Source organism: Pseudomonas sp. Pse1, from assembly GCF_024519635.1.
GTDB lineage: Bacteria > Pseudomonadota > Gammaproteobacteria > Pseudomonadales > Pseudomonadaceae > Aquipseudomonas.
On the sequence record NZ_JALJRO010000004.1, the window covers coordinates 298,050 to 316,936 of the forward strand.

Below are 18,887 nucleotides of genomic sequence, written 5' to 3' on the forward strand. Positions count from 1 at the left end.
CGCTGTGATAGCGTCAAGCTGGATTGAACGCCGGCTGTAAACCAGCCAGCAAAGAATTTTTAAAATACGCCGCAGGAGAGATTCGCAATGGCTCAGCAGGGCAGTGGTTATCAGGCTCGCTATAAACGCATTCTACTCAAGCTTAGCGGCGAGGCCCTCATGGGGTCCGAAGAGTTCGGGATCGACCCCAAGGTCCTCGATCGCATGGCGCTGGAAGTCGGTCAACTCGTTGGTATCGGCGTCCAGGTGGGCCTGGTGATCGGTGGCGGCAACCTGTTCCGCGGTGCGGCACTGAGTGCAGCTGGCATGGATCGGGTAACAGGCGACCACATGGGCATGCTGGCCACTGTGATGAACGCCCTGGCCATGCGCGATGCGCTGGAGCGCGCCAATATCTCGGCCATCGTGATGTCGGCTATTTCCATGGTGGGCGTGACCGATCACTATGATCGCCGCAAAGCCATGCGTCACCTGAACTCCAAGGAAGTGGTGATCTTCGCTGCCGGTACCGGGAACCCGTTCTTCACCACCGATTCGGCCGCCTGCTTGCGCGCGATCGAGATCGACGCTGATGTTGTGTTGAAGGCAACCAAGGTCGACGGTGTGTACACTGCAGATCCATTCAAAGACCCGCATGCCGAGAAGTTCGATCATCTGACCTACGATGAAGTACTGGATCGCAAGCTGGGCGTCATGGACCTGACCGCAATCTGCCTGTGCCGCGACCACAAGATGCCGCTGCGCGTATTTAACATGAACAAGCCCGGCGCCCTGCTGAATATCGTACACGGCGGCGCTGAAGGGACTCTGATCGAGGAAGGCGAACAATGATCAATGAAATCAAGAAAGACGCTCAAGAGCGCATGCAGAAATCCCTGGACTCTCTGAACCACGCATTTGGTCAGATTCGTACCGGTAAGGCTCACCCAAGCATTCTGGGTAGCGTGATGGTGCCGTACTACGGTGCGGACACTTCGATCACTCAAGTCGCCAACATTACTGTAAAAGACTCCCGGACCCTGCAAGTCGTGGCCTTCGAGCGCAACATGCTCGCTGCCGTCGACAAAGCGATCCAGAGTGCTGGCCTGAACCTCAATCCGACCAACTTGGGCGAGTTGCTGTTGATTTCCATGCCTGCCCTGACCGAAGAGACCCGTAAGGGCTTCACCAAGCAGGCGCGCAGCGCAGCCGAAGATGCTCGTGTCGCCGTGCGCAACATTCGTCGTGATGCATTGGGTGACTTGAAGAAGCTGGTCAAGGACAAGGAAATCAGCGAAGACGAAGAGCGCCGTGCCGTCGCTGATATCGACAAGCTGACCAAAGACGCCGAGGCTCAGATCACCAAGGCCACGGAAGAGAAAGAAAAAGACCTGATGGCCGTATAAGGGTCACCTTTTCATGGAAAAGACCAAGCAGCCTGCGCTGTCCTCGGTGCCGCGACATGTCGCGATCATCATGGACGGCAATAATCGCTGGGCAAAAAAACGTTTCCTGCCCGGCGTTGCCGGGCACAAGGCAGGTGTCGATGCGGTGCGTGCCGTCATCGAGGTCTGTGCCGAGTCAGGGGTCGAAGTACTGACTCTGTTCGCCTTTTCCAGTGAGAACTGGCAGCGTCCGGCCGATGAGGTCAGCGCCTTGATGGAGCTGTTCTTCAAGGCGTTGCGTCGCGAGGCCAAGCGCCTCAATGAAAACAACATCACCCTGCGCATCATCGGTGACCGTTCGCGTTTTCATCCCGAACTTCAGGCGGCCATGCGTGAAGCTGAGGCGATGACTGCGGGCACCAATCGTTTTGTCCTGCAAATTGCCGCCAATTACGGTGGTCAGTGGGATATTGCCCAGGCTGCACAACGCCTGGCGCGTGAGGTTCAGGCTGGCCATTTGAGGCCGGACGACATCACTCCCGGGCTGTTGCAAACCTGTCTGTCCACCGGTGATCTGCCGTTGCCGGACCTGTGTATCCGCACCGGTGGTGAGCACCGCATCAGCAACTTCCTGTTGTGGCAGTTGGCGTACTCCGAGTTGTATTTCTCCGACCTGTTCTGGCCGGACTTCAAACACGAAGCCATGCGCACCGCGCTGGCCGATTTCGCTTCTCGCCAGCGTCGCTTTGGTAAAACGAGCGAACAGGTTGAAGCTGGAGCCCGGGTTTAATGCTTAAACAACGAATCATCACAGCACTCATCCTGTTGCCTATCGCCCTGTGCGGTTTCTTCCTGCTGGAAGGTTCCGGTTTTGCCCTGTTCATAGGGTTGGTCGTAACCCTTGGTGCCTGGGAATGGGCGCGCCTGGCGGGTTTCGAAGCCCAGTCCATGCGTGTTGGCTATGCAGTGGTGGTGGCAGCCATGCTGTTTGTCATGCATTTGGAGCAGGGCCTGGCACCGTGGGTGTTGGGGGCAGCCGTACTGTGGTGGGGTGTCGCCACCTTCCTGGTGCTGACCTATCCCCGTACCAGTGAGCATTGGTCCAGCGCGGCCTGCAAGCTGGTCATTGGCTTGTTGATCCTGCTGCCGGCCTGGCAGGGGCTGGTGATGATCAAGCAGTACCCGCTGGGTAATTGGTTGATCATGGCGGTCATGGTACTGGTGTGGGGTGCCGATATTGGCGCCTACTTCTCCGGTCGAGCCTTCGGCAAGCGCAAGCTGGCGCCAATGGTAAGTCCTGGCAAGAGCTGGGAGGGGGTGTACGGTGGTCTGGCGTTGAGTCTGGTCATCACCCTCATTGTTGGTCTGGTGCGGGACTGGTCCCTGGCTGATGCGCTCAAGGGTTTGATCGGTGCGGCCATCATTGTGTTTATCTCGGTGGTGGGTGATTTGACCGAAAGCATGTTCAAGCGTCAAGCGGGCATCAAAGACAGTAGTAATCTGCTGCCCGGTCACGGTGGCGTTCTCGATCGCATCGACAGCCTGACTGCCGCGATTCCGGTGTTTGCCGTATTGCTGTGGATGGCGGCGCCGTGAGCCGTCCTCAACAGATCACCGTATTGGGTGCTACCGGTTCCATCGGTCTGAGCACCCTGGACGTCATCGCTCGACATCCCGAACGCTATCAAGTCTTTGCCCTGAGCGGCTATTCGCGCCTGAGCGAGTTGCTGGCCCTGTGTATTCGCCATGTGCCGCGTTTCGCGGTGGTGCCCGAGGCGGTGGCCGGTCGTCGCCTGCAGGATGATTTGCGTGCGGCGGGGTTGCCTACGCGTGTGCTGATAGGTGAGGAGGGGCTGTGCCAGGTTGCCTCCGACGCTGAAGTCGACGCGGTGATGGCGGCGATTGTCGGGGCGGCGGGTTTGCGTCCGACCCTGGCCGCGGTCGAGGCTGGCAAGAAGATTCTGCTGGCCAATAAAGAGGCGCTGGTGATGTCCGGCGCCCTGTTCATGCAGGCAGTGCACAAAAGTGGCTCGGTGTTATTGCCGATCGACAGTGAGCACAATGCGATTTTTCAATGCATGCCGACGGATTTTTCTCGTGGGCTGAGTAGTGTGGGGGTGCGGCGGATTCTGCTGACGGCCTCTGGCGGTCCCTTCCGACAAACTCCCCTGGTTGAGCTCGAACATGTCACTCCGGATCAGGCGTGCGCCCATCCCAACTGGTCGATGGGGCGCAAGATTTCGGTCGACTCCGCGAGCATGATGAACAAGGGGCTTGAACTGATTGAAGCCTGCTGGCTGTTCGATGCCAAGCCGTCTCAGGTCGAAGTGGTGATCCATCCCCAGAGCGTGATTCACTCGCTGGTCGATTACGTCGATGGCTCGGTGTTGGCCCAGTTGGGTAATCCTGACATGCGCACACCGATTGCCAATGCCCTGGCGTGGCCGCAGCGGATTGATTCCGGGGTGCCGCCACTGGATCTGTTTGCCGTGGCCCGCCTGGATTTCCAGGCGCCTGATGAGGAGCGCTTCCCTTGTTTGCGCCTGGCACGTCAGGCGGCGGAGGCTGGCAACAGCGCGCCGGCAATGTTGAATGCGGCAAATGAGGTCGCGGTTGCGGCGTTTCTCGATGGGCGTGTCCGTTACCTGGAGATCGCGAGTATCATCGAGGAAGTGTTGAATCTTGAGCCAGTGGTAGCGGTCGACGATCTGGATGCCGTTTTCACGGCGGACGGCAAGGCGCGTGAGCTGGCCGAGCATTGGTTGCGTCGTCACGGGCGATAAGTGCTGCGGCAGAGTGCACGCGGCAGCGCTGTTTAGGAATGCGGAGAAAAGTAGATGAGCGCGCTCTATATGATTGTCGGCACCCTGGTGGCTCTGGGCGTGCTGGTCACATTCCATGAATTCGGCCATTTTTGGGTTGCGCGTCGCTGTGGCGTCAAGGTTCTGCGTTTTTCCGTCGGCTTCGGTATGCCCCTGCTGCGCTGGCACGACCGTCGGGGCACGGAATTCGTGATCGCGGCCATCCCGTTGGGTGGCTACGTGAAAATGCTCGATGAGCGTGAAGGCGAAGTTCCCGCAGATCAGCTCGATCAATCGTTCAATCGCAAGACCGTTCGTCAGCGCATTGCCATTGTTGCTGCTGGCCCGATCGCCAACTTCATGCTCGCGCTGGTGTTTTTCTGGGTCCTGGCAATGCTCGGTAGCGAGCAGGTGCGTCCGGTGATCGGTGCGGTCGAGGTCGGCAGTATCGCCGCCAAGGCGGGCTTAAATCCGGGGCAGGAAATCGTCGCCGTCGATGGCGAGCGCACGTCCGGCTGGGCGGCGGTCAATCTGCAACTGGTGCGCCGCCTCGGTGAAAGCGGATCGGTGCAGGTGCTGGTCCGCGACGAGGGCTCGAGTGCCGACTCGCCCAAGGAACTGATTCTGGATAATTGGCTCAAAGGTGCCGATGAACCCGATCCGATTCGCTCGCTGGGGATTCGTCCATGGCGCCCGGCCCTGCCGCCAGTATTGGCCGAGCTTGATCCAAAAGGCCCGGCGCAGGCGGCTGGTCTGCAAACAGGCGATCGTCTGCTGGCGCTGGATGGCCAGGCGCTGACCGATTGGCAGCAGGTGGTGGATTGGGTTCGGGTGCGTCCTGAAACCAAGGTTCTGCTGCACGTCGAACGTGATGGTGCACAAATTGATGTGCCGGTTACCCTGGCGGCGCGCGGCGACGGCAAGGCAGCCACCGGATACCTGGGTGCAGGGGTCAAGGCTGTCGATTGGCCACCAACGATGATTCGTGAGGTCAGTTATGGCCCGCTGGCAGCCATTGGTGAAGGTGCTCGCCGCACCTGGACCATGAGCGTGCTGACCCTCGACTCGCTGAAGAAAATGTTGTTCGGCGAGCTCTCGGTAAAAAACTTGAGCGGACCGATAACCATTGCTAAAGTGGCGGGCGCTTCTGCCCAGTCGGGCGTCGCTGATTTCCTGAATTTCCTTGCTTATCTGAGTATTAGCCTGGGGGTTCTGAATTTGTTGCCCATTCCTGTACTGGATGGGGGGCATCTGTTGTTTTATCTGATCGAGTGGGCGCGTGGTCGTCCCTTGTCGGATCGGGTGCAAGGTTGGGGGATACAGATCGGTATCAGTTTGGTGGTCGGAGTGATGCTTCTTGCTCTGGTCAATGATCTGGGTCGACTGTAACGCTTCGCTGAATTGCGAATCTGCCGCATTTTGCGGCAGTTTGTTTATTGCCAGTTGGAATAAGAAAGGACTTCATGAAACGTCTGCTGCTAACTGCGGTTCTCTCCGTATTGATGATCGCCGAAGTTCACGCCGAGTCCTTCACTATCTCCGATATTCGTGTCAACGGCCTCCAGCGGGTATCCGCAGGTAGCGTCTTTGGTGCCTTGCCGTTGAACGTTGGTGAACAGGCTGATGACCGTCGTCTGGTCGAGTCCACTCGTGCGCTGTTCAAAACCGGGTTCTTCCAGGATATCCAGCTGGGTCGTGATGGCAACGTCCTTGTCATCACGGTAGTCGAGCGTCCGTCGGTAGCCAGTATCGAGATCGAAGGCAACAAGGCGATCTCCACCGAAGACCTGATGAAAGGCCTGAAACAGTCTGGTCTGGCCGAAGGCGAGATCTTCCAGCGTGCGACCCTTGAAGGCGTGCGTAACGAGTTGCAACGTCAGTACGTGGCTCAAGGCCGCTACTCGGCGACCGTTGATACCGAAGTCGTCCCTCAGCCACGCAACCGCGTGGGCCTGAAGGTCAACATCAACGAAGGCACCGTTGCCGCGATCCAGCACATCAACGTGGTGGGTAACACGGTTTTCCCCGAGGATGACCTGACCGACCTGTTCGAACTGAAGACCACCAACTGGTTGTCGTTCTTCAAGAACGACGACAAGTATGCCCGTGAAAAACTCTCCGGTGACCTGGAGCGCCTGCGTTCCTACTACCTGGACCGTGGCTATATCAACATGGATATCGCTTCGACCCAGGTATCCATCACCCCGGACAAGAAACACGTCTACATCACCGTCAACGTCACCGAAGGCCAGAAGTACAACGTGCGTGACGTGAAGCTCAGCGGTGACCTGAAAGTGCCTGAAGACCAGGTCAAGGCGCTGTTGCTGGTGCAGAAAGGCCAGGTGTTCTCGCGCAAGCTGATGACCACCACTTCCGAATTGATCACCCGTCGCCTGGGTAACGAGGGTTATACCTTCGCTAACGTCAACGGCGTGCCTCAGCCACACGATGACGACCACACTGTGGACATCACCTTTGTGGTGGATCCAGGCAAGCGCGCCTATGTGAACCGTATCAACTTCCGTGGCAACACCAAGTCCGAAGACGAAGTACTGCGTCGTGAAATGCGCCAGATGGAAGGCGGCTGGGCTTCGACCTACCTGATCGACCAGTCCAAGACCCGCCTGGAGCGTCTGGGCTTCTTCAAGGAAGTTAACGTCGAGACACCGGCCGTGCCAGGTGTCGATGACCAGGTTGACGTGAACTACAGCGTGGAAGAGCAGGCTTCCGGTTCGATCACCGCCAGCGTCGGTTTTGCCCAGAGCGCCGGTTTGATCCTCGGTGGTTCGATTACCCAGAACAACTTCCTGGGTACCGGTAACAAGGTCAGCATCGGCCTGACCCGCAGCGAATACCAGAGCCGCTATAACTTCGGTTATGTCGACCCCTACTGGACTGCTGACGGTGTGAGCCTGGGTTACAACGCGTTCTACCGCACCACTGACTACGATGAGCTCGATACCGACGTATCCAGCTACTCCGTTGACAGCCTGGGTGCCGGTGTCAGCGTGGGCTACCCGATCAGCGAGACTTCGCGTCTGACTTTCGGCTTGAACGCGCAACAGGACAAGATCAAGACCGGTAACTACACCGTCGACGAAATCTTCGACTTCGTTAACCGTGAGGGCGATCAATACCTGAACTTCAAGGCGTCTGCCGGCTGGTCCGAATCGACCCTGAACAAAGGCGTGCTGGCGACCCGTGGTCATGCGCAGAGCATCACCCTGGAAACCACCGTGCCGGGCAGCGACCTGTCGTTCTTCAAGCTCGACTACCGTGGCCAGTTGTTCACCCCATTGAGCGACAACTACACCATGCGCTTCCACACCGAGCTGGGCTACGGTGATGGTTATGGTTCGACGGATGGCTTGCCATTCTATGAAAACTACTATGCTGGTGGTTTCAACTCGGTTCGTGGCTTCAAGGACAGCACCCTCGGTCCACGCAGTACCCCGAGCCGTGGTGTTGGCCAAACCGGTAACCAGGGCACGTTGGCCGACCCGGACCAGGATCCATTGCCGTTTGGTGGTAACGTCCTGATCCAGGGTGGTGCGGAACTGCTGTTCCCGTTGCCATTCGTCAAGGATCAGCGTTCGCTGCGTACTTCGCTGTTCTGGGATGTGGGTAATGTGTTTGATTCCAAGTGTGACCAGAGCACCAACGGCAACGGCGTCTCCAAGTCGAATACGCAGTGCAACGATGTCAGCCTGAGCAACATGGCAAGCTCCGTCGGTGTTGGCGTGACCTGGGTGACCGCATTGGGTCCGTTGAGTTTTGCCCTGGCGATGCCGGTGAAGAAGCCTGATAACGCTGAAACCCAAGTGTTCCAATTTTCCCTCGGCCAGACGTTCTAAGCGTCTGACCCAAGATAACGACAATGGATTTTGTAGGAGTGCATCGTGCGTAAGTTGACTCAATTGGTTCTCCTGGCAACCGTCCTGGTAGCGGGGCCGGCATTTGCCGACATGAAAATCGCGGTCCTGAACTATCAGATGGCGCTGCTGGAATCTGACGCGGCCAAGAAATATGCCGTGGATGCCGAGAAGAAATTCGGCCCGCAACTGACCAAGCTGAAAACCCTGGAAAGCAGTGCCAAGGGCATCCAGGATCGTCTGGTGAGCGGTGGTGACAAAATGGCTCAGGGTGAGCGCGAGCGTCTGGAGCTTGAGTTCAAGCAAAAAGCCCGTGACTTCCAGTTCCAGTCCAAGGAGTTGAACGAAGCCAAAGCCGTCGCCGACCGTGAAATGCTGAAGCAGCTCAAGCCGAAACTGGATAGCGCTGTGGAAGAAGTGATCAAGAAAGGTGCATTTGACCTGGTCTTCGAGCGTGGCGCAGTGATTGATGTCAAGCCTCAATACGACATCACCCGCCAGGTTATCGAGCGCATGAATCAGCTGAAGTAATCCATGACAGCGACTAAAAAGCTCGGCCAATTGGCCGAGTTCCTCGGCGCCACCCTGCGTGGCGACCCGGAAAAGACAATTACTGGGCTAGCCACTTTGCAAGAGGCTGGCCCAGCTCAGTTGAGCTTTCTGGCAAACCCCCAGTACCGCAAGTACCTGGCCGACAGCCAAGCCGCAGCCGTGCTGCTCAAGGCCGCTGACGCAGAGGGTTTTGTCGGTGATGCGTTGGTGGTACCGGATCCTTATGCGGCGTACGCGCGGGTGTCTCATCTGTTCGACCCCAAGCCCAAGGCGGCGGCCGGTATTCATCCGACAGCCGTCATTGCGGCTGACGCGGTGGTCGATCCCGCGGCTAGTATCGGTCCCTTCGCGGTGATCGAGAGCGCTGCGCGAATCGCTGCCGGTGTCACGGTCGGGGCGCACTGCTTCATCGGTGCGCGCAGCGAGATCGGCGAGGGCGGTTGGCTGGCCCCGCGCGTCACGCTGTATCACGATGTACGCATCGGCAAGCGCGTGGTGATTCAGTCCGGTGCGGTGCTCGGCGGTGAAGGCTTCGGTTTTGCCAACGTGAAGGGCATCTGGGAGAAAATTGCCCAGGTCGGTGGTGTGCTGGTCGGCGATGACGTGGAGATTGGCGTGAATACCGCTATCGACCGCGGGGCTCTGGCTGACACCATCATCGGCAACGGTGTGAAGCTCGACAACCAGATCCAGATCGCCCACAACGTGCAGGTCGGTGACCACACCGCCATGGCGGCGTGCGTAGGCATTTCGGGCAGCACCAAAATCGGCAAGCATTGCATGCTCGCGGGTGGTGTCGGGCTGGTTGGGCACATTGATATCTGCGACAACGTATTCCTCACCGGAATGACCATGGTCACTCACTCGATTACCGAGCCGGGCGCCTATTCTTCCGGTACGGCCATGCAGCCAGCCGCCGAGTGGCGCAAAAGCGCGGCGCGCATCCGTCAGCTCGATGACATTGCGCGGCGCCTGCGACAGTTGGAAAAGCAGGTCGGTGACGTGACCCCTGGCGGTAATGCTTCATCAGATGGCTGATACCATTTCCATATCAAGTGTGCACAGCCGCTAGACTGCCTCCTTGATTTGCTAGAGGAGTGTGCGTTAGTCGCGCGCTCCCAATCTTTACATAGGCTTCCCCCCGAAATGATGGACATCAACGAGATTCGCGAATACCTGCCTCACCGTTACCCGTTCCTGCTGGTGGACCGGGTAGTGGACCTCAATGTTGAGGAAAAGCGCATTCGTGCCTACAAGAATGTCAGCATCAACGAGCCGTTCTTCAACGGTCACTTCCCTGCGCATCCAATCATGCCGGGCGTATTGATCATTGAAGCGATGGCCCAGGCTGCCGGAATCCTTGGTTTCAAAATGCTCGACGTCAAGCCTGCCGATGGCACGCTTTACTACTTTGTCGGCTCCGACAAGCTACGCTTCCGTCAGCCGGTCAAGCCAGGCGACCAGTTGATCCTCGAAGCCACCTTCATCAGCTGCAAGCGCAAGATCTGGAAGTTTGAGTGCCAGGCTTCGGTGGATGGCAAGCCCGTGTGCTCGGCCGAGATCATCTGTGCGGAACAAAAAGTATGAGTTTGATTGACCCTCGCGCAATCATCGATCCGACGGCCGTGCTGGCCGACGGCGTCGAGGTCGGCCCGTGGTCGATCGTCGGCGCAGGTGTGGAAATCGGCGAGGGAACAGTGATTGGCCCGCACGTGGTGCTCAAGGGCCCGACGCGCATTGGCAAGCACAACCGCATCTATCAGTTTTCCTCGATAGGTGAGGACACGCCCGACCTGAAGTACAAGGGGGAGGAAACTCGCCTGGTGATCGGTGACCATAACGTCATTCGCGAAGGCGTGACGATTCACCGCGGCACCGTGCAGGATCGCTCGGAAACCACCCTGGGCGACCACAACCTGATCATGGCCTATGCCCATATCGGCCACGACAGCGTTATTGGCAATCACTGCATTCTGGTCAACAACACCGCGCTGGCCGGCCACGTACACGTTGACGACTGGGCGATTCTTTCCGGATTCACCCTGGTCCATCAGTACTGCCATATCGGTGCCCACAGCTTCTCAGGTATGGGTACGGCGATCGGCAAGGATGTTCCTGCCTACGTCACGGTATTCGGCAATCCGGCCGAAGCACGCAGTATGAACTTCGAGGGCATGCGCCGTCGTGGCTTCAGCGACGACGCCATCCATGCCTTGCGTCGTGCCTACAAGACTGTTTATCGCCAAGGGCTGACAGTCGAGCAGGCCCTGACCGAGCTGGCCGAGCCGGCGGCGCAGTTCCCCGAAGTTGCGGTATTCCGTGACTCGATCCAGTCTTCGACTCGCGGCATCACCCGCTAACCATGGCTAATTTGCGTGTTGCGCTGGTGGCCGGCGAAGCCTCCGGCGATATTCTTGGCGCGGGTCTGATGCGTGCTCTCAAGGAGCAGCATCCGGCCGTGGAGTTTGTCGGCGTCGGCGGGCCGTTGATGGAAGCTGAGGGACTCACCTCCTACTTCCCCATGGAGCGCCTGTCGGTCATGGGTCTGGTGGAGGTGCTGGGTCGGCTGCGTGAGCTGCTGGCGCGTCGCAAGAAGTTGATCAAGACCCTGATCGCGGAAAAGCCTGACGTCTTCATTGGCATCGACGCACCGGACTTCACCCTCAATATCGAACTGAAACTGCGTCAGGCCGGGATCAAGACTGTGCACTACGTCAGTCCGTCGGTCTGGGCCTGGCGGCAGAAGCGCGTGCTGAAGATTCGCGAAGGCTGCGACCTGATGCTGACCCTGCTGCCATTTGAAGCCCGTTTCTACGAAGAGAAGGGCGTACCGGTGCGGTTTGTCGGGCATACCCTGGCCGATGCGATTCCCCTTGAGGCGGACCGCACAGCTGCGCGTGCCGAACTGGGTTTGCCGGATGGGCCGTTGGTGGCCTTGATGCCCGGTAGTCGTGGCGGTGAGGTCGGGCGCCTGGGTGGCTTGTTCCTCGATGCTGCCGAGCGTTTGCGCGCGATGCGCCCGGGTGTGCGCTTCGTCATTCCCTGTGCGAGTCCGCAGCGTCGGGCTCAGCTCGAAGAGCTGCTGACCGGTCGCGACTTGCCAGTGACCTTGCTCGACGGTCGCTCCCATCAAGCGCTGGCAGCCTGTAACGCGGTATTGATCGCCTCCGGTACGGCGACTCTGGAAGCCTTGCTCTACAAGCGGCCGATGGTGGTGGCCTACCGTTTGGCGCCGCTGACCTACTGGATTCTCAAGCGCATGGTCAAAAGCCCTTACATCTCCTTGCCGAACTTGCTCGCCCAGCGTCTGTTGGTGCCCGAGTTGTTGCAGGACGATGCAACGCCGGAAGCGTTGGCGCTGACCTTGTCGCCGCTAATTGATGGCGGCGAGGAGCAGACCACAGGCTTTGACGAGATTCACCGCACCCTGCGCCGCGACGCCTCGAATCAGGCCGCCAAAGCGGTCCTCAATCTGATCGGCACAGCACAATGAGTAACGCAAAGATGCAAATGGGCCTGGATTTTACCCTCGTGGCCGATGCCGAGGATCTGGTGGCGGGCGTTGACGAAGTCGGTCGCGGCCCGCTGTGCGGCGCCGTGGTTACGGCTGCGGTGATCCTTGATCCGCTGCGGCCGATCCTTGGTCTGAATGACTCCAAGAAGCTGACCGAGGCCCGTCGCGAGAAGCTCTACGACGAAATCTGTGAAAAAGCCCTGAGCTGGTGCATTGCTCGAGCCGAAGTCGAGGAAATCGACGAGTTGAACATCCTGCATGCCACGATGCTGGCAATGCAGCGTGCGGTCGAGGGGCTGCATGTCCAGCCAAAACTGGCGATGATCGATGGCAATCGTTGCCCGAAGTTGGCGATGCCGGCCGAAGCGGTGGTGAAGGGCGATAGCAAGGTGCCGGCAATTGCCGCCGCGTCGATCCTGGCCAAAGTCAGCCGTGATCGTGAAATGGCTGCGTTCGAATTGATTTACCCCGGGTACGGCATGGGTGGCCATAAAGGCTACCCGACGCCCGTTCATCTGGAAGCGTTGGCCCGTCTCGGCCCGACCCCGATCCACCGGCGCTCGTTCGCCCCGGTGCGCCAGGCGTATGAAGCTCGCGAGGAGTTGCTCGGGAGCTAGGCGCAAGGCTGATGTTTTTGCCAAGGCCCGGTACAATCCGGGCCTTGTTGTCTCCACGTTCTGGACAGGATCACCATGCCGGCTTCATTCGTTCACCTGCGCCTGCACACTGAATACTCCCTGGTCGACGGGCTGGTGCGGATCAAGCCGCTGGTCAAGACCCTGGTCGGCATGAACATGCCCGCCGTGGCGGTCACCGACCAGAACAACATGTGTTCCCTGGTCAAGTTCTACAAAAACAGCATGGGCGCGGGGATCAAGCCGATCTGCGGCGCCGACCTTTGGCTGTCGAACAAAGACCCGGAGAACCCGGTCAGCCGCATCAGTCTGTTGGCGATGAATGCCGTCGGCTATCGCAATCTGACTGAACTGATCTCCCGTGGCTTCATCGAGGGCCAGCGCAACGGCCAGGTGATCATCGAGCGTGAGTGGGTGGCCGAGGCCGCTGAAGGCCTGATCATGCTGTCGGCGGCGAAGGAGGGCGAGATCGGTATGGCCCTGCTGAGCGGTAATCCGCAGGAAGGCGAAGCCCTGGCGCGTGAGTGGATGGCGGTGTTTCCCGAGCGTTTCTACCTGGAGATCCAGCGCACCAACCGCCCCAATGACGAAGAGCAACTGCACGCCGCCGTGGCCCTGGCCGACAAGCTGGGCGCGCCACTGGTGGCCACCAACGATGTGCGTTTCCTCAAGCAGGAAGACTTCGCCGCCCACGAAACCCGTGTGTGCATCGGTGAGGGGCGAGCGCTCGACGATCCGCGACGCTCGAAGAACTACAGCGACCAGCAGTACCTCAAAAGTGCCGAGGAGATGGCCGAACTGTTCAGTGACCTGCCCGAGGCGCTGGAGAACACGGTCGAGATTGCCAAGCGCTGCAATATCGATGTGAAGCTGGGCAAACACTTCCTGCCCAACTTCCCGATCCCCGATGGTATGACCATCGACGAGTATTTCCGCAAAGTGTCCTTCGAGGGCCTCGAGGAGCGTTTGGCGGTTCTGCTGCCCCGTGACACCACTGAAGACTACGAATCCAAGCGTCAGGTCTACGTTGATCGGCTGAATTTCGAGCTGGATATCATCATCCAGATGGGGTTCCCCGGGTACTTCCTGATCGTGATGGACTTTATCCAGTGGGGTAAGGCCAATGGCGTGCCGGTGGGGCCGGGACGGGGGTCGGGTGCCGGATCGCTGGTGGCCTATGTGCAGAAGATTACCGACCTCGATCCGCTGGAATATGACCTGCTGTTCGAACGTTTCCTTAACCCGGAACGGGTTTCCATGCCCGACTTCGACGTCGACTTTTGCATGGACGGTCGTGACCGGGTTATCGAGTACGTGGCCGAGAAGTACGGCCGCAACGCGGTGAGCCAGATCATCACCTTCGGTTCCATGGCCGCCAAGGCGGTGGTGCGTGACGTGGCGCGGGTGCAGGGCAAGTCTTACGGGCTGGCGGATCGTCTGTCGAAAATGATCCCCTTCGAAGTCGGCATGACCCTGGAAAAGGCCTACGAGCAGGAAGAAATCCTCCGTGACTTCATCAAGGTCGATGAAGAGGCGGCGGAAATCTGGGAGATGGCGCGCAAGCTTGAAGGCGTTGTACGTAACGTCGGCAAGCACGCCGGCGGCGTGGTAATCGCGCCGACCAAGCTGACTGACTTCTCGCCGATCTACTGCGATGAAGAGGGCGGCGGCCTGGTGACCCAGTTCGACAAGGATGACGTCGAGGCGGCGGGCCTGGTGAAGTTCGACTTCCTCGGTCTGCGGACCCTGACCATCATCGACTGGGCGCTGAAAACCATCAACCGCGACCGCGCCAAGGTCAACGAAGCGCCGCTGGATATCGCCTTCATCCCGCTGGATGACAAACCGACCTATCAGTTGCTGCAAAAAGCCGAAACCACGGCGGTGTTCCAGCTCGAGTCGCGGGGCATGAAAGAGCTGATCAAAAAGCTCAAGCCCGACTGCCTGGAAGACTTGATCGCACTGGTGGCACTGTTCCGTCCAGGCCCGCTGCAATCGGGTATGGTGGACGACTTCATCAACCGCAAGCACGGTCGCGCCGAACTGGCCTATCCGCACTCCGACTACCAGTACGAAGGCCTCAAGCCCGTATTGGCGCCGACTTACGGCATCATCCTCTATCAAGAGCAAGTGATGCAGATTGCCCAGGTCATGGCGGGTTACACCCTCGGTGGCGCGGACATGCTGCGCCGGGCCATGGGTAAGAAAAAGCCCGAAGAAATGGCCAAGCAGCGTGGCGGTTTCATCGAAGGTTGCGCCAAGAACAATATTGACGCTGACCTCGCGGGCAACATCTTCGATCTGGTAGAGAAGTTCGCCGGTTACGGCTTCAACAAGTCTCACTCCGCTGCCTATGGCCTGGTTTCCTACCAGACCGCCTGGTTGAAGGCCCATTACCCGGCGCCGTTCATGGCGGCGGTACTCTCGGCGGACATGCACAACACCGACAAGGTCGTGACCTTGATCGAGGAAGTGCGCACCATGAAACTGCGCCTTGACGCGCCGGACGTGAACACTTCGGAATTCAAGTTCACGGTGAACGACGAGGGCCGCATCATCTACGGCCTGGGTGCGATCAAAGGGGTGGGTGAGGGGCCGGTGGAGGCGATTACCGAGGCGCGTCTGGCCGGGCCATTCAAGGACCTGTTTGATTTCTGTGCGCGGGTCGACCTGAAGCGTATCAACAAGCGTACCCTCGACGGCTTGATCCGCAGTGGTGCGCTGGACCGTCTCGGGCCGTTCTTCCATGACGAGCCCAAGGCTTATCAAGCCAACATCGATCGCAATCGCGCGGTGTTGCTGACAGCCATGGAAGAAGCGATCAAGTCCGCCGAACAGACTGCCCGCACCCACGACAGCGGCCACGCCGACTTGTTTGGCGGGCTGTTCGTTGAAGAAGACGCCGATGTCTACGCTAATCACCGCAAGGCCAAGGAGCTCACGCTCAAAGAGCGCCTCAAGGGTGAGAAAGACACCTTGGGCCTGTACCTGACCGGTCACCCGATTGATGAGTACGAAGGGGAAATTCGCCGCTTCGCCCGTCAGCGCATCATCGACCTGAAGCCGGCCCGCGATACCCAGACGGTTGCCGGCATGATCATTGCCTTGCGGGTGATGAAGAACAAAAAAGGCGACAAGATGGGCTTCATCACCCTCGACGACCGCTCCGGGCGGATCGAAGCCTCGCTGTTTGCCGAAGCCTTTCACTCGGCGCAGTCGTTGCTGCAGACCGACGCGATGGTGGTGGTCGAAGGCGAAGTCAGCAATGACGACTTCTCCGGTGGCCTGCGGCTGCGAGTCAAGCGGGTGATGAGTATGGAAGATGCCCGCACCAACCTGGCCGAAAGCTTGCGCCTGAAGGTCCAGACCCAAGACCTGAAGGGCGATCAGTTGCGCTGGTTGGGCGAGTTGTTCAAGCGGCACCGGGGCGCCTGCCCGATTACCATGGAATACACCAGCCCCGACGCCAAGGCCCTGCTGCAATTCGGCGAGACCTGGCGAATTGATCCGGCAGACAGCTTGATTCAAGCCCTGCGTGACCAGTTCGGGCGAGACAACGTCTTCCTCCAATACCGTTGACGGCCAGGGGCCATTGCCGCGCCCTGACCCTGACCCGAATTTTTAATCTCGACCTGAACGCGCCTGTCCCTTAAGGTAGGGCGCGAATAGACAACCGGCCGACCCAAGCTCACTTGGCCTCGACCCAAGACGGACGCCTATGAACCCGAATTTTCTAGATTTCGAACAGCCGATCGCCGACCTGCAAGCCAAGATCGAAGAGTTGCGCTTGGTCGGTAATGACAATTCGCTGAATATCGGCGATGAGATCTCCCGCCTGCAGGAAAAAAGCAGCACCCTGACCGAGGACATCTTCGGCAAGCTGACCAGCTGGCAGATCGCACGTCTGGCGCGCCACCCGCGTCGTCCTTACACCCTGGACTACATCGACCACATCTTCACCGAGTTCGACGAACTGCACGGTGATCGTCACTTCTCCGACGACGCCGCGATTGTTGGCGGTATTGCCCGTCTGGACGATCAGCCAGTGATGGTGATCGGTCACCAGAAAGGCCGTGAAGTACGTGAGAAGGTTCGCCGCAACTTCGGCATGCCGCGCCCGGAAGGCTACCGCAAGGCCTGCCGCCTGATGGAAATGGCCGAACGTTTCAAAATGCCGATCCTGACCTTCATCGACACACCGGGCGCCTACCCGGGTATCGACGCCGAAGAACGCAACCAGAGTGAAGCGATTGCCTGGAACCTGCGAGTGATGGCGCGCCTGAAAACCCCGATCATCGCCACCGTAATCGGTGAGGGTGGTTCCGGCGGTGCACTGGCGATCGGTGTCTGCGATCAGTTGAACATGCTGCAGTATTCGACCTACGCGGTGATTTCGCCGGAAGGTTGCGCCTCGATCCTGTGGAAAACCGCAGAAAAGGCCCCGGATGCTGCCGAAGCCATGGGCATCACGGCCGAGCGCCTGAAGGGCCTCGGTATTGTGGATAAGGTGATCAGCGAGCCGTTGGGCGGCGCGCACCGTGATCCGGCGACGGCAGCGGCTTCGATCCGCGCCGAGCTGAGCTCGCAACTGGCGATGCTGAAGAAGTTCGACAACGATGCGCTGCTGGCTCGTCGTTATGAGCGCCTGATGAGCTACGGCCTCTAAGTCGACCGCAATACCCTGTAGGAGCGAGCTTGCTCGCGAAGGCGGCGTAGCATTCAACCCATGTGTTGGCTGTCGGACCGCAATCGCGAGCAAGTTTGCTCCTACATTTGTTTTTGGACGAAGAGAAAGATATGGCTCGGTCCACGGTTGATCTGCCTACCCGGCTTCTGCGCAGTCTTGAGCCTTGGTGCCAAGTCAAAAGTTGGCGTGTCGCGTTCTCCGGCGGCCTCGACTCCACAGTGCTCCTGCACCTGCTCGCGCACCTCTCCCAGCGCCACACCCTGCCCGAACTCAAAGCCATCCATATCCACCACGGCCTTCAGGCTGCAGCCGATGCGTGGCCGGCTCATTGTCAGGCAGTATGCGATGCGCTGGCTGTGCCCCTGGCGATCGTGCATGTGCAGGTCGAGGTCGGCGCAAGCCTTGAGCAGGCGGCGCGAGCAGCTCGCTATGGTGCATTCATCGAGGCAACCCAGCCCGGCGATCTGCTGCTGACGGCCCAACACCGCGACGACCAGGCCGAAACCCTGTTGTTTCGCTTGTTGCGCGGCGCAGGGGGCAGGGGTCTGGCGGCCATGCCGATGCAACGTCCTCTGGGGCGCGGGCACCTGCTGCGCCCGCTGCTGGACGTTTCCAGGGCCGACCTTGAGGCGTACGCCCGGGTGCATCGTCTGCAGTGGATCGAAGACCCTTCGAACGCCGATCCGCAGTTCTCTCGCAACTACCTGCGCCAGTTGGTTTTCCCTGTGCTGACCCGGCGCTGGCCGCAAGCGGCCACCACCATCGCCCGCAGTGCCGCGCATTTGCGTGAGGCCCAGGGCCTGCTCGACGAATTGGCCGAATTAGATTTGGCCAACGCGCAAACGTCGGGCGAATTCGATTGGTTGAAGGTGCCCTCGCTGGACCTGACCGCGATCCAGTCGCTTTCCCCGGCCCGTCAGCGCAACGCCCTCAGCCATTGGTTGGCGACCAAGACACGCCTGCCTGATAGCGACCATTGGTCGGGTTGGGTCAGCCTGCGCGATGCGGCATCGGACGCCCAGCCGATCTGGCGGCTGGCCGATGGCGAGTTGCACCGGGCCAATGGGCGCATCTGGTGGTTGGCCGGATATTGGTTGCGAGCGGTCGTGCCAGCGGGCGCCTGGGCTGATCCGTCGCAGCCGCTCCTGTTGCCCGATAACGGTACGCTCAACTTCGTCGGGGCGGCCCCGACAGGTAGTCTCGAGGTGTGTTACCGCGAAGGGGGAGAGGTGATGGCGTTGGCTGGCCGTGGGCATCGCGACCTCAAGCGTCTGTTCAATGAGCGACAGGTGCCATCGTTCGCCCGTGGCAGATTGCCGCTGCTGTACCGCAATGAGCAGTTGATCGCTGTGGCCAACCTGCCCGGGCTGGACGGCAGCGCGGGGGCAAACTACGTTTTGCACTGGCAGCCGGTAATCCAAGATCAAGGTTTGAGCTGAAAGGGGCTTTCCGGTAGACTACG

The 18,887-nt window shown here is 59.5% G+C and carries 16 protein-coding genes; all 16 read left to right on the forward strand.

Annotated elements, in window-relative coordinates:
- Positions 1–87 precede the first annotated feature (87 nt).
- Positions 88–831, forward strand: a complete 744-nt coding sequence (gene pyrH / locus NR126_RS08795; protein WP_011059526.1) for a UMP kinase — start codon at positions 88–90, stop codon at positions 829–831.
- On the forward strand, positions 828–1,385 hold the full coding sequence (gene frr / locus NR126_RS08800; protein WP_027619048.1) for a ribosome recycling factor: 558 nt from the start codon (positions 828–830) through the stop codon (positions 1,383–1,385). Before pyrH ends, frr begins: the two co-directional genes overlap by 4 nt.
- A gap of 13 nt (positions 1,386–1,398) precedes the next feature.
- Positions 1,399–2,154: a polyprenyl diphosphate synthase gene (uppS, locus tag NR126_RS08805; RefSeq protein WP_027619047.1), complete on the forward strand. Its 756-nt coding sequence runs from the start codon at positions 1,399–1,401 to the stop codon at positions 2,152–2,154.
- Positions 2,154–2,960 (forward strand): phosphatidate cytidylyltransferase, encoded by an 807-nt coding sequence (locus NR126_RS08810; protein ID WP_105755409.1) that lies wholly within the window; start codon positions 2,154–2,156, stop codon positions 2,958–2,960. Before uppS ends, NR126_RS08810 begins: the two co-directional genes overlap by 1 nt.
- Positions 2,957–4,147: a 1-deoxy-D-xylulose-5-phosphate reductoisomerase gene (ispC, locus tag NR126_RS08815; RefSeq protein WP_027619045.1), complete on the forward strand. Its 1,191-nt coding sequence runs from the start codon at positions 2,957–2,959 to the stop codon at positions 4,145–4,147. Before NR126_RS08810 ends, ispC begins: the two co-directional genes overlap by 4 nt.
- A gap of 54 nt (positions 4,148–4,201) precedes the next feature.
- Positions 4,202–5,554, forward strand: coding sequence for a sigma E protease regulator RseP (gene rseP, locus NR126_RS08820; RefSeq protein ID WP_027619044.1), 1,353 nt, complete (start codon positions 4,202–4,204; stop codon positions 5,552–5,554).
- A 74-nt stretch (positions 5,555–5,628) separates the two neighbouring features.
- A complete protein-coding gene (gene bamA / locus NR126_RS08825) occupies positions 5,629–8,019 on the forward strand; it encodes an outer membrane protein assembly factor BamA (RefSeq protein WP_027619043.1) in 2,391 nt (796 codons plus the stop codon).
- Positions 8,020–8,064: 45 nt separating this feature from the next.
- A complete protein-coding gene (locus tag NR126_RS08830) occupies positions 8,065–8,568 on the forward strand; it encodes an OmpH family outer membrane protein (RefSeq protein ID WP_027619042.1) in 504 nt (167 codons plus the stop codon).
- Between the two features lie 3 nt (positions 8,569–8,571).
- Positions 8,572–9,627 carry a UDP-3-O-(3-hydroxymyristoyl)glucosamine N-acyltransferase gene (gene lpxD, locus NR126_RS08835; RefSeq protein WP_027619041.1) on the forward strand — a complete coding sequence of 352 codons (1,056 nt, stop codon included), beginning with the start codon at positions 8,572–8,574 and terminating at the stop codon, positions 9,625–9,627.
- Positions 9,628–9,735: 108 nt separating this feature from the next.
- Positions 9,736–10,176, forward strand: coding sequence for a 3-hydroxyacyl-ACP dehydratase FabZ (fabZ, locus tag NR126_RS08840; protein WP_027619040.1), 441 nt, complete (start codon positions 9,736–9,738; stop codon positions 10,174–10,176).
- Positions 10,173–10,949: an acyl-ACP--UDP-N-acetylglucosamine O-acyltransferase gene (gene lpxA, locus NR126_RS08845; protein WP_027619039.1), complete on the forward strand. Its 777-nt coding sequence runs from the start codon at positions 10,173–10,175 to the stop codon at positions 10,947–10,949. The genes fabZ and lpxA overlap by 4 nt, the downstream gene beginning before the upstream one ends.
- A gap of 2 nt (positions 10,950–10,951) precedes the next feature.
- Positions 10,952–12,082, forward strand: a complete 1,131-nt coding sequence (lpxB, locus tag NR126_RS08850) for a lipid-A-disaccharide synthase (protein WP_105755410.1) — start codon at positions 10,952–10,954, stop codon at positions 12,080–12,082.
- 11 nt (positions 12,083–12,093) lie between these two features.
- Positions 12,094–12,720 (forward strand): ribonuclease HII, encoded by a 627-nt coding sequence (rnhB, locus tag NR126_RS08855; protein ID WP_027619037.1) that lies wholly within the window; start codon positions 12,094–12,096, stop codon positions 12,718–12,720.
- Between the two features lie 75 nt (positions 12,721–12,795).
- A complete protein-coding gene (gene dnaE, locus NR126_RS08860) occupies positions 12,796–16,317 on the forward strand; it encodes a DNA polymerase III subunit alpha (RefSeq protein WP_256830033.1) in 3,522 nt (1,173 codons plus the stop codon).
- A gap of 139 nt (positions 16,318–16,456) precedes the next feature.
- Entirely contained in the window at positions 16,457–17,404 is a 948-nt protein-coding gene (locus NR126_RS08865) for an acetyl-CoA carboxylase carboxyltransferase subunit alpha (RefSeq protein ID WP_105755412.1), read from the forward strand.
- A gap of 131 nt (positions 17,405–17,535) precedes the next feature.
- Positions 17,536–18,864 carry a tRNA lysidine(34) synthetase TilS gene (tilS, locus tag NR126_RS08870; RefSeq protein WP_256830034.1) on the forward strand — a complete coding sequence of 443 codons (1,329 nt, stop codon included), beginning with the start codon at positions 17,536–17,538 and terminating at the stop codon, positions 18,862–18,864.
- Positions 18,865–18,887 lie beyond the last annotated feature (23 nt).